Source organism: Clostridium sp. KNHs214, assembly GCF_000744935.1.
In the GTDB taxonomy this organism is placed as follows: domain Bacteria; phylum Bacillota; class Clostridia; order Clostridiales; family Clostridiaceae; genus Haloimpatiens.
In genome coordinates, this window is the sequence record NZ_JQMW01000013.1 from 542,410 (window position 1) to 555,720 (window position 13,311).

8 protein-coding genes are annotated in these 13,311 nt (G+C 30.1%); all 8 read right to left on the reverse strand.

The window, feature by feature from the left end:
• Positions 1–73 precede the first annotated feature (73 nt).
• Entirely contained in the window at positions 74–1,177 is a 1,104-nt protein-coding gene (locus tag CC89_RS17920; RefSeq protein ID WP_035294496.1) for a glycoside hydrolase family 113, read from the reverse strand.
• Positions 1,178–1,303: 126 nt separating this feature from the next.
• Positions 1,304–3,406 (reverse strand): cellulose biosynthesis cyclic di-GMP-binding regulatory protein BcsB, encoded by a 2,103-nt coding sequence (locus tag CC89_RS17925; protein ID WP_035294498.1) that lies wholly within the window; start codon positions 3,404–3,406, stop codon positions 1,304–1,306.
• A gap of 209 nt (positions 3,407–3,615) precedes the next feature.
• Positions 3,616–4,872 carry a glycosyltransferase family 2 protein gene (locus CC89_RS17930; RefSeq protein WP_035294500.1) on the reverse strand — a complete coding sequence of 419 codons (1,257 nt, stop codon included), beginning with the start codon at positions 4,870–4,872 and terminating at the stop codon, positions 3,616–3,618.
• Between the two features lie 5 nt (positions 4,873–4,877).
• Positions 4,878–6,569: a DUF2334 domain-containing protein gene (locus CC89_RS17935; RefSeq protein ID WP_286161392.1), complete on the reverse strand. Its 1,692-nt coding sequence runs from the start codon at positions 6,567–6,569 to the stop codon at positions 4,878–4,880.
• Complete coding sequence (locus tag CC89_RS17940; RefSeq protein WP_035294502.1) at positions 6,556–7,404, reverse strand: GGDEF domain-containing protein; 849 nt, start codon at positions 7,402–7,404, stop codon at positions 6,556–6,558. The genes CC89_RS17935 and CC89_RS17940 overlap by 14 nt, the downstream gene beginning before the upstream one ends.
• A 335-nt stretch (positions 7,405–7,739) precedes the next feature.
• A complete protein-coding gene (locus CC89_RS17945; RefSeq protein ID WP_035294503.1) occupies positions 7,740–8,318 on the reverse strand; it encodes a flavodoxin family protein in 579 nt (192 codons plus the stop codon).
• Positions 8,319–8,875: 557 nt separating this feature from the next.
• A complete protein-coding gene (gene carB, locus CC89_RS17950; RefSeq protein ID WP_035294504.1) occupies positions 8,876–12,079 on the reverse strand; it encodes a carbamoyl-phosphate synthase large subunit in 3,204 nt (1,067 codons plus the stop codon).
• A 153-nt stretch (positions 12,080–12,232) separates the two neighbouring features.
• Positions 12,233–13,276, reverse strand: coding sequence for a glutamine-hydrolyzing carbamoyl-phosphate synthase small subunit (carA, locus tag CC89_RS17955; protein WP_035294505.1), 1,044 nt, complete (start codon positions 13,274–13,276; stop codon positions 12,233–12,235).
• Positions 13,277–13,311 lie beyond the last annotated feature (35 nt).

Sequence of the window (13,311 nt, forward strand, 5' to 3'; positions counted from 1 at the left end):
TTATAGAAAAATAAATAATAAATATCAGCTATCAAATATAATTATAATTTTACATCTGCTAAAAGGGAATTAATTATTTTTCATACCATTCATTTATAACCTTGATGCTTTCTTCTGATGGATAATAATTTTTATGCTCACCATCCATACCTACTGCAAATACAGAAAACCCTAAAAACCAATTTTCTTTTTCAAAAACACCTCTGTAAGCCTTAAAGCATCTAGCCTGTTCCTTATTGTTCACTATGGAAGACGGCACTGGATTCCATGGTTCCACAGAAGCCTTATTTCTCTTTGGAAATCCCAGTTCGCCGAAAAAAATAGGCTTATTCCATTTTAAGTTAAAACTATGGATTTCATCCTTTATATTTTGCTCTCTGTTATATCTTTGAGAGCTAAGTAAAGCATTTTTTAAATTTTCAATAGTATTTTCATCTTTGTCCGTAAGTTCAAAATAAGCTGCTATACTTATAAAATCCACTTTAGAAAATACTTTGTTATTTAATTTCTTTAAATAATCTTCCTGAGTTTTTTTATCCCAACTAGCTGTGTACCACCAGCAAGTCCTATAGGTTATAAGTCCCTTATAATATTTTCTCACAAAATCTACCGCATCGCACCAATAACCTTCTGCATACTCCATTTGAACAAAATTAGAAGCTACATTCAAAGCATCCACATGATAAGGCACCGCCACATCATCTATCAATACTTTTAGTACATTGTTTTTCCAATTCCAAAAGAATTTATCGATATTCCTTGGCTTCCACTGAGTTTCATAAAGTTCTCCATTTTTTATCCAAGGATAGGGTTCTAATATTATATTTATCTTTCTCCATCTTAATTTTTTTATAAGCTTAATGGCTTTCTTTTCACTATTTTTATCTACATGCATATTATCCGAAGTCAAAGACTCAATATTAATTGCCACTGGTATATTTACAGTGTTTAACCCCAATTTGTCTATATCGTCTAATACTTTATCTATATCATAATCTGTAGAAAGATTAGCCGATTTAATTTTAACGTTAAATTCTCTATTTAAAGTTTTACCTAAAAGCTTATTTTTTAAATTATTTATACGTCCCTTCATAGATGGGTTCAGTTGCATAACATATGCTATAAAAGCAACTACTACTATCCCTATAATTATTTTATTTCTTTTTTTAATCTTCATATTATATAACTTTACTCCCCTATTTATAAAATTAAATTTATGATTATCCCACAAAAAGAATTACATTGCTTGAATTATGAAATTTCATAATTCTACCACATTGTACCTTTTTGTGATTTAATCAATTTATTGCTTTTTATATTTCTTTATATACATTATTGCTGCAGTTACTGTGAATAACATAACTACAACCAAAAATATTATTAGAGACTTTGTTCCAGCACTTATATTAGTAATTCTACTAAGACTAAACTTATTTATTGCATTATCTTCTTTTTCTCCGTAGGTTAGATTTTTTAAATTTCCCATTCTATCTATTATCACTGAGTTCCCCTTTAAGCTCCTAATTAAATTTAAATCTTTAAGATATCTTTGCGCTAACCCCAAGTCTTTTTCATTTACAGAAGTTATTAGCATAACTTTACTATTACTATTAAAAGGAGATTGTATAAGTTGTATAGTAGCTATTTGGCTAGCATAACTTGGAAGTAAATTCACTTTTTCATTAGACTGAAAAGCTGTAAAATCTTTATTAAACTTTACATACATATTTTTGTTAAATTTTTCCACTACTTCATTATTTTTAGGAGTGCCTAATACTAATAAATTCCCCTTTGGAGGATTTTTCAATGCTTCACTTGCTGCTAAAACTTTAAAACTTCCACCATTCAAATCCACATCATGACCTATATGAGCTGCAATGCTTCCAGCCCATGTTAATTGCTCAGAAGAAAATTTATCTGGTAAAATCATAGTGAAATCATTGAATTTTCCTTCCGCTACAAAAGGATTAGGATAATTCTCAAAAATAAAATCTCTCCCTTCTTTATATGGCAAATGCACATAAGATTCTGAGCTTATGTACGCCCAAGGATTGTCCTCCTCCCTAAAGCTGCAGAACACATCCTTTAATTGCAAATCAAAAGCTACTTTAATATCGTAATAACTGGAATTTCTTACATCCTCAGGTATACTCACTTGAAAAGTATCATTATCAGCACTATTAGCACTCAATTTTTTACTGGCTATAGGTGTATCATTTACATATACCGTAAGTAATGATCTATCAAAATCTAAATTTTTGGAATACCTAGTTTTTAATACTATATTAGCTGCTTTATTCACTAATCTATTTTTAGGGATAGTTACTGTAAAATTTGACTCCTGTCTAAAAGCCCCTGGTAAAAGCACATTATTATACCCTAACCTTGAAAAGCTTATATTCTCCACTTCAGTTTTTGATGGATCTTTCACGTTTAAATCTTTATCTACAATTATACTATTTCCATTTATTTGTTTCATTAAATCTTTACTGCTCAATAGTTCCCCCGCTTTTATAAGTTTACTTTCATCCTTAGAAACCACTATTAATATCTTCTTTTCTTTATTGTAAGGTGACTGAACTTCCTTAATCACAGCACTATTTTTAATATTTTGTAGTTCCTCTGAACTTAAAAGATTTATTATTTCCTTAGGACATTTTTTTTCCTGACCTACAAACACAATATTAGTTGAAGATTTTTCTGCCGCGTCAGAAAACTTATAAACTTTTGTATTTATATTTTCATATTTTCTTTTAGATCCAAAATTGGCACAAATCATCATAGCTGTAGTTATTTCTGAGCTAGAACTGTTATCTGGAACTACCATTATACTATTTACTGGTAATTCATCACTTTCCTTCATATAAGGAAAAGGAAAATCCTTTAAAGCTATAGAATCTTCTATATCTTTAAAATCTATATGTACATATGATTCTTTATGTATCACTATCCAATTTCCTGTATTAACATCATCAATACATGGTTTTTCCGAGATTCTCTTATAAGTCTTAATTTTTATTTCATTGAATCCCTCTTTTATTTTATCTTTTGAAATTGGTATTTTAACAGTTCTTTTATATTCTTTTTTATCTCCTAACCTTATGGAGCCAATAGGTGTATCATTTATTAAAACTGTTAATGTAGAATTTTTATTTTCTAGTAGTTCACTTTCTGTAAATACTAAATTAATATACGAACCTTCAATAGTCCAATTGTTGCTAACATCAAAGAAAAAAGCCTTAGTGGCCAAAACACCACTGCCCGTCCAATCCTTTTCAAACCTATAGTTTTTTGATTTTTTATTTATAGAATTATTTAAATTATCTGCCTTGACCAAATTACTACTAGAAATCATCAAAGACAAAGTTAAAATAAATACTAATAAAATACATAATATTTTTTTCATAGATACTCCTTTCCTAAATATCTAGTGTACTTGCTTGCACATCGATTGATTTTACTTATTTTATACATAGACTACATAATTAATGTAATCCATTATTTATTGCTATTGTGTATAATTCCTTAATAACCTTGCTAATAAATTTATTATAATTTATTGTTCCTTCCATTGTTTTTTTTCCATGTACCTTGTGGAATTTTTATTAATTCCTGCTAAAATCTTTCGGTTTTATACCACTTTACTTCTCTTTTAAATATAAGATCTTTAAAATACTGAATTATACCTTTTATAGCCACTACCATCCAAAGCTGACAATAAGTAAAATACATTAGCGGAACTAAAATCAAATTTTTTAAATTACTTTCGCCCTTTTCCATACTTAAAGTTAAAAATACTTCTAATATGAAAAGAATATATGCAAGAATCCACAGCACAAGAAAATTTCCTGTAACGTGTATTTCTATTTTTGTGAATAAGCTTAATAAGAAAATACTATCAGATATTATTACAGATGAAAGGAATAAAAAATACACTGTAAAAAAGTAGAACATATCAAATATAACGCTTTTTACATTGTTATTAAATATTCCTCTTATGTACTTAAGTAAAACATAAATATTGCCCTTAGCCCATCTAGTACGTTGTTTAAACCATACTTTTAAATTTTCTGGCTCCTGCTCCCAAGTTACTGCCTTGGGCATAAATTTTATTTTGTACCCCATTTTATATATTCTAAAGCTTATCTCTGTATCTTCTGCTATTGCCTTTATATCCCAACCTGAAAGCTCCTCAATTATACTTCTTCTAACTATAAAATTAGTGCCCGGTATAGTGCAAAGATTTAAAAGCTGCCATCTCCCCGCTTGAGCCATCCACTGAAAACTTAAGGTTTCTATATTTATAAATTTCGTCAATAAATTTCTGCCTTTATTTCTAGTTCTAAATTTACCTATAACTGCTCCAAGACTTTCATCCTTATGTATAGTATTCACTAAATATCTAAGTGCATTTCTCTCTGGAGTATTATCTGCATCATATACGGCTATATATTCTCCTTTAGATGTTGCAAATCCTATATTAAGTGCATTAGACTTACCTTTACCACCAATTTTGTCATTTATATTTATAACTGTAAAATTATATTCACCATAATCTTCTTTTATTTCTTGGATCAATTTTCTTGTATTATCAGAGGAATTATCATTTATTACAATAAGCTCCATTTTATCCTTGGGGTAATTTAAAAGCAACAAAGATTTCACAGTTCTCCCTATAACCTTTTCTTCATTATGCGCAGGCACCAGTATTGAAACTATTGGATAATCCTTTAAATCCCCTAGCTCTTTATTTATGTTTTTTCTGTAATATCTATATCCTGATAGAGATAGCACAATATTCATAAGAAGTAACATCCATATAGAAACTAAAGAATATATAAATAAATAATCTACAAAAGTTAAATCCTTCATATTTATCACCTTAAAAATTTCTTTCTATCAATTTTTTTTAATACTATAAAAACAACTAAGAATACAATGCAAAATATAGATACTATAATTGTTAAAACTAAATTTATATTTGCTATATACCCCACTTTTTTAGGCTTTTCTTGTTTAGTGTCTTTATACTTTTCCTTAGGATAATTTATATCAATTCTTCCACCTGTAGACTTTATGCTTATGTCTTCCCATTTAACCCAATTATCTTCTCTTTTCAAATCCAAAAAATCTACATTTTCACTTTTAAAAAATTGGACTATTTCTTTAAGATATTTAATATCTAAATAACAATGAAAGAAGACTCCTGCAGTGTAACCCTTTGATAATGAAACTTGTTTAAAATTCTCCTTTATATTAGGGATAGATAGAGGATTTTCCGTCTCCACATATCCTAAATTCTCTGGAATCAATTTATTAAATGCATCTGTATTATAAATCTTATATGGAAAAGGTGTAGTAGTAAACTTTTCATTACTACTTTGATATTGTCCCACATAAGTAGAAAAATACTTTTTAATTTCCTTATATCCCTTATTATTCATGGCATAGTGAGGTGCTTCAAAACCTAAAGGATATATGCCATTTTTCACACATTCCTTTAGTCCATTTCCAACTTTATTATATACATATCTTTCCATATCATCTTTTAATGGTTCATCTTTTTGACCATCCCAAAATTCAAATCCCTCTCCAGAAGCTTCTTCCTTAGAGTTTTGATGAGTATATCCGTGAAGTATTACACTTCCTCCTCTTTCTTGCATATACCTTATGGTCTCGGCAAAATCCTTCTTATGTGAAATAGTATTTATATATCCTGTTTTAGTATCTACATAAGTTGGTATTAAGGCTATCATGAAGGGTACTCCTTCTTCACTAAGATAATCCGCTATGGCTCTAAGCTTTTTTTGGTTCCTAAAGGGATGTACATCTTCTATTCTTACATATACGTTGCCCTTATTATCTCTTTTAAAAGAAAACATATGATTTAATAAATCTGAAAATACGTAAAAAAGTACTGAATTATCATCTACTCTAGATACATACCATAAATTTCTACTGTTTAATGCATAGGGATAAAATTCCCTTCCATCACTTATGTAAGCTAACACCTCTACCTGCTTATTTAAAGGTTTAAGTATAGTAAATAGTTCCTTGGATTCTATTATAAATTTTCCCATACTTTTTACAGACTTGGTTTTTTCTTGACTATTACCGTAATATATCTCTGTAATATCCATCTTTCTGCCTGCATATTCTAAATTATATTTTGAATTATTTTGAACAAAATACTCTATTCCCTTGCCAATCCAGCATACTTTTCCTTTATATTCTTTTAAATCTTTTATAAGTTCTTTATTATTTAATTCTCCATCAATTCCCAATACAAAAACATAATCATATTTATTCAAATAACCTGATTTATATTTTTCTACATTTATATCTTCCCCGTCTAAATCATAAGCACCAAAAAGTTCTTTAATACTATTGACCACATTATCACTATAGCTAAAATAATTATATCTATCATATATTACTAAGGCCTTTTTTCTTTTTTCAATGCCACTAACCTTAAAGCTTATGGAATTAAACACTTCTAGAAACACAAGAACAAATAATAATACTCTTGTGTCCTTTTGACTTTTCTTATTTTTTCTAATCCACATCATATTCCAATTCCCTTTCAGTTAATTCTTTAAATTGAAAGGAGTTTTCTATAGATTTATTATATTGATGTGCTCCTATTTTAACTTCTATATTTATACTTCTGCTCTTTTCTTTTTCTTGTAAATTTAATTCTCTTGCTTTTTCCTTAATTCTTTCTTTTACAACCTCTGCTCCTCTTATGTCCGTGTCCTCCATTAAAATGGCTAAAGTATCTTTAGATAATTTATATCTTATGTCTTCATTTCTAGTTGAATCCATTACACACTTACTTATTTCCTTCATAAGCACCGTCATTTTACTTTCACCTAGAAGACTGTTTAGCTGTTGAAAATAATTAACCTTTATAATCATTAAAGATAGAGTAGTATCATGTCTTTTAACTCTGCTTATAGCCCTATCTAAATCCATATAAAAAGCTTTTAAATTGCTTAATCCAGTATTTTTATCTATAGTTATAAGTTCTTTATATTGCATTCTTAATTTATTATTAATACTTTGCATCTCATTTATATTAACCGATAACTTTCCAGCTATAAATCCACTTAAAGGTATAGATATCATCCAAAAATAAGTTAAAATTTCTACAGTTTTTCCTAAAATAATACTGCTGTAAAGTATGTAACTAGCATAAAAAAATATAATCACTATGCTGGATAAAAGTCCTCCTACAACACCTTTAAAATAAGCTATAATAACTACTAAAAAAATCAACGTTAGCATAATAAAGTCCAGTAAAGTGCTTTTAGCAAAATTAAAATATAAAAAGCTAGTAGTTAGAAATACTATTAAAAACAACATCAAAAAAAATATGTCTATATTCTTAGCTTCCTTATTCATTATTTACCTCCATTTTATACATAATTAATTATCTTTCCTTTCATATTTCTTGTAATCTACCAAATCAATGATAATATTCAATAATTATCAATGACTTGAAATGATTAGTAACTTGTATTAATAACTACTTATTATTATATTTATTAATATATTTATTAATAATCATTATTCATATCTATTTTACCACACTTACTAAAAATGTCATATGTTTTTTTTCAATTATATGCATGTATTATTAGTTGAAAATAAGGTAAGTTTTCCACACACAAATAAAATCTGCTTTAAGTTTTATCTATCTTAAAGCAGATTTTCAATAATCTTTTATAATTATGCTTTTATAACTCTTTCAATATATTCTTTCCCATAATAAATGCTTTATCTAATATATCCTGTCTTTCCCACACAGGTACTTCATCTGTATTGGCACAGAACAAACTATATTTACATTTTGCATTTACAGCTTTTAAGAATAAATCTGCAACTGGTATGGAAGCATCAAATTGTCCCTGGTGCTCCTTTGCACCACCTACACATAGAAATACTCCTATTCTTTTTTTATCTCTATCTATAGAAGGATTATTTAATTGATATTTACTGGACCAAAACATCTGGCATCTGTCTATCATTATTTTAGTAAGACTGCTAACAGTGTTGAAATAAAGCGGTGAAGCTATTATGGTGCAATCACTTTCATCAAAGGCCTTATAAAGTTTTTGCATATCATCATTAATACAGCACTTTCCAGTACTTGAACAATAATAGCATGAAGTGCATGGTGCAATGTCTAAATCTCTCAAATAAATCTTTTCTATATGAACTTCTTCTTTATCCATGCCTTTTAGAACCTTATTCAAAAGAAAATCTGTATTTTTACCCTTTCTTGGACTGCCTACTATAGATAAAACCTTCTTCATTTTATTTCCTCCAATGCCATGATTTTTATTAGGTACATGAAAAGAAATAACAAGTCAAAGATGCTGGTATATTTTGTGTCAGACAAGGAAACAGTTCCGACTTTGGTAGGACTATCGTTGGGTTCTGGTGACGCAGTATGACGCAAAATAGATTAGCATACTGCCTTGTTATTTATTTGAATGTACCTTAGGTTATATTTTAAATGAATTCTCGCTAATTTTATAATAACATATTCTATGATTAAATCACAAAAGGTACAATGTGGTGGAATTATGAAATTTTTAAGTTTCTCAGTAGCCTTAATATTATCTCTTATTATTATTCTTTATATTTTGAAATAAGGGTTGTATTTTTTAATTCTACTTCTCTTTCTCAATAACTCTCAATATTATACTTCAATTCGTAATTTGAAACTCATCCCAAAATTTTTTAACGAAATAATATGGTTTTAGAGTGTTATTACAATCAATATTTATCCAAAAACCTATGTAGATTTAGTATATAAATTGTATATTACGAATTGAAGAATATTATACTTAACTCTTGTTTTATTGTTTTAAACTAAATTATACACTTCTACAATTTCTGTCTCTGAAAATTTCTCCATAGATTCCACTGCTGCATCTAAAGTATCTAGGGAAGTGAATATTTTTATGGAATTTTCTACAGCTTTTCTTCTTATTCTAAATCCATCTCTCTCTGAGTTATTCCCTTTAGTTGGAGTATTTACTACAAAGTCTATTTTTTTGCTACTTATACAGTCTAATATATTTGGAGTTCCACTGCTTATCTTATTTACCTTCTCTACACTTATTCCGTTAGTTTGGAGAAGGTTTGCAGTTCCTTCAGTACATATGAAGGTAAATCCTAGTTTATGTAGTTTTTTAGCTATGTGTAGAAACTCCTCTTTATCCTGCTCTTTTATGGTAGCTAGTACTACACCTTTATCCTTGATTATATTTCTATTAGCTGCTATAAATCCTTTGTATAGAGCTTCCTTAAAGTTTTTACCCACACCTAGTACTTCTCCTGTGGACTTCATTTCTGGTCCTAAACTCACTTCAACATTATGAAGCTTTTCAGTGGAAAACACAGGTACTTTTACTGCTACTAAATCCGGTTCCTTGTATATTCCTGTGCCATATTCTAAATTCTTTAGCTTTTCACCCATTATTACTCTTGTAGCTAATTCCACTACTGGAATTTTGCTTATTTTGCTTATGTAAGGCACTGTACGACTTGCTCTAGGATTTACTTCTATTACATAAACCTCTCCTTTAAATTCTATGAACTGAATATTTATCATACCCAATACATTCATTTCTAGGGCAAGCTTACGTGTATAATCTAAAATTTTATCCTTTACTCCTTCTTTTATACTGTTTCCTGGGTACATGGTTATGCTATCCCCTGAGTGCACACCAGCCCTTTCTAAATGCTCCATTATTCCAGGTATTAATATATCCTTTCCATCACATATAGCATCCACTTCTATCTCTGTTCCCATAAGGTATCTATCTATTAATACTGGATTCTTTTTATCCTGCTCAAAGGCCTTTTCTAAATAATGTACTAGCTCCTCTTTATTATGAGTTATTTCCATGCCTTGTCCTCCAAGCACATAGGATGGTCTTACTAGCACTGGATATCCTATTTCTTCTGCATGTTCTATTCCCTCATCTACATTCCATATAGCTTTTCCTTTAGGTCTTTTTATGTTTAGTTTTTCTAATACCTCATCAAACTTTTCTCTATCCTCTGCTAAATCTATATTTTCTGTACTAGTTCCTAATATCCTAATATTTTTTTCTTTTAGGAACCCTGCTAGCTTAATAGCTGTTTGTCCTCCAAACTGCAACACTACTCCTTCTGGCTTTTCTTTTTCTATTATATTAAAAACATCTTCCTCTGTAAGAGGTTCAAAATACAATTTATCTGATATATCAAAGTCTGTGCTTACAGTTTCCGGATTATTATTAATTATTATGGTCTCTATTCCTAATTTTTTTAAGGCTTTTATGCAGTGTACTGATGCATAATCAAATTCTATGCCCTGCCCTATTCTTATAGGTCCTGAGCCTATGACTACTACTTTTCTTTTATTACTTACCTTTACCTCATCTTCCATTTCATATGTGGAGTAATAATATGGTGTTAATGCTTCAAATTCTGCTGCGCAAGTATCCACCATCTTATACACTGGATTTATTCCCCATATAGTTCTAAGCTCTAATATAGTATTAGGACTTGCCTTTAATAAATCTCCTATACCCTTATCGGAAAATCCTTTTTTCTTTAAGCTATACATCCATTCTTTATTTAAATCATCTATGGTGCTATTTTTTAGTTTTTCTTCTTCCTCCACAATATCCTTTATTTTATCCACAAAATATCTATCTATGCCTGTTATTTCACAGACCTTTTCCACACTGTATCCTCTTCTTAACATTTCTGAAAGCTTAAAAATTCTCTCATCATCTGGATTCTTTACGCTCTCTCTTAATTCCTTCAAGCTCATTGAAGCAACTCCTTGGTATGCCAGTGAATATGCTCCTATTTCTAGTGAACGAATACCCTTTAGGAAAGCCTCTTGAAAATTTCTACCTACAGCCATTATTTCTCCTGTAGCCATCATCTTTGTGCCCAATATTCTATCTGCATCTTTAAACTTATCAAAAGGCCATTTTGGTATTTTAACAACTACATAATCCAGCGAAGGTTCAAAGCAAGCATAGGTCTTTTTTGTAACTGCATTTTTTATTTCATGAAGTCCATAACCTAAAGCTATTTTCGCAGCTACTTTTGCTATAGGATATCCTGTGGCTTTTGAAGCTAGCGCTGAAGACCTACTTACTCTAGGATTTATCTCTATAACTGCATATTGAAAGCTCTTAGGATTTAATGCAAACTGTACATTACATCCTCCTTCTATACCTACTGCATCTAATATTTTCAAAGCTGATGTTCTAAGCAGTTGATATTCCTTATCTGAAAGTGTTTGACTTGGTGCTACTACTATGCTGTCTCCTGTATGTACTCCTACCGCATCTATATTCTCCATATTGCATACGCATATAGAGTTTCCAAAGGAATCCCTCATTACCTCGTACTCTACTTCTTTCCATCCCTTTACGCTTTTTTCTAATAGCACTTGGTGTACAGGACTTAATTCCAATCCCATTTTAAGCATTTCCCTTAACTCTTCTTCAGCTTCCGCAATGCCCCCACCAGTTCCCCCCAAGGTATAAGCCGGTCTTACTATTAGTGGATATCCTATTTTAGCTGCAAACTCTATCCCTTCATCCATTTCATTAACTATGATGCTTTCTATAACCGGCTCATTTATCTCTTGCATTATGCTTCTGAAGCTTTCCCTATCTTCCCCTCTTTTTATAGCTTTTACAGACGTACCTATTACTTTAACACCATACTTATCTAGTATACCTTCTTCATGAAGAGCTACAGCCATATTTAACGCTGTTTGTCCTCCCATACCTGCTAATAAGCTATCTGGTCTTTCTTTTTCTATAATTTTTTTTAAAAATTCCACAGTAAGTGGTTCTATATAAACTTTGTCTGCCACTTGGCTATCTGTCATTATGGTAGCTGGGTTACTATTTACCAAAACCACTTCTACTTCTTCTTCTCTCAATGCCTCACAAGCCTGTGTTCCTGAATAGTCAAATTCTGCTGCTTGTCCTATAACTATTGGACCTGAACCTATTACCAATACTTTTTTTATATATTTATTTAAACCCATATTTAATTCCTCCCTATTGAAAATCGTCATATTTGTGTATACTGCTTTTAATTAAAAATATAGAATATTAATTTTAAATTTCTACCTATTACGGCGAAAGTTGAATTAACCATTAACTTTTAGATATAAAGTTTTGATTTATAGTTTCTTAAGCTATAACTTTAAAAATTCATCAAATAAATACTGATTTTCCATAGGTCCAGGACTTGCTTCTGGATGATACTGTACACTGAATATACGTTGTTCTGTGTTTCTCATGCCTTCTAAAGATCCATCATTTAAGCTTACATGGGTAACCACCATATTCTCTGGCATTGCTTTCACCACATAGCCATGATTTTGAGAAGTTATATAAACTCTATTTCTCTCTAAATCTTTTACTGGATGATTGCACCCCCTATGTCCAAACTTCAGCTTTTCTGTGCTTCCTCCTAGGGCTAATGCTAAAAGCTGATGACCAAGGCATATTCCTCCTATAGGTTTTTTGCCGACTAAATCCTTTATATTTTCTATAATCTCTGTCAAATCCTCTGGATCTCCAGGCCCATTGGACAAGAATATTAAATCTGGGTTTAAATTAAGCACTTCTTGTGGCTTTGTATAAGCTGGAAGTACTGTTATTTTACAATTTCTTTCTTTAAAGCATCTTATTATATTTTCTTTTACTCCAAAATCCATAAGAGCTATATGCTTACCACTTCCATCTATAGTGTATTTTCCCTTAGTAGTCACTTCTCTAACTGCATTGACATTTGAAAAACTTTTAATTTTCTCTTGTACTGCCTCCTTATTAATTTCCCCTAAGGATATTACACCTCTCATAGTGCCACTATTTCTTAAAACTCTCGTTAAAGCTCTCGTATCTACATTTTCAAGGCCTATTACTTTATTCTGTTTTAAGTAACTGTCTAAATTCATTTCAGCTCTAAAATTACTAGGATTTTTACAATATTCTTTAACTATAAACCCTTTTACCTTTGGACTTTTAGATTCTAAATCCTCTAAATTTACTCCATAATTTCCGATCAAAGGATAAGTCATAGTCACTATCTGCCCCCAATAAGAAGGGTCTGTAAGTACCTCCTGATATCCTGTTATTCCAGTGTTAAAAACCACTTCCCCTACAGCATCTTCTAAATATCCAAAGGCTTCCCCTGAAAATACCACACCATTTTCTAAAATCAAATTAGCTTTCAATTTCATTCCTCCAATACGTAAGTTTTTCTTAAGTT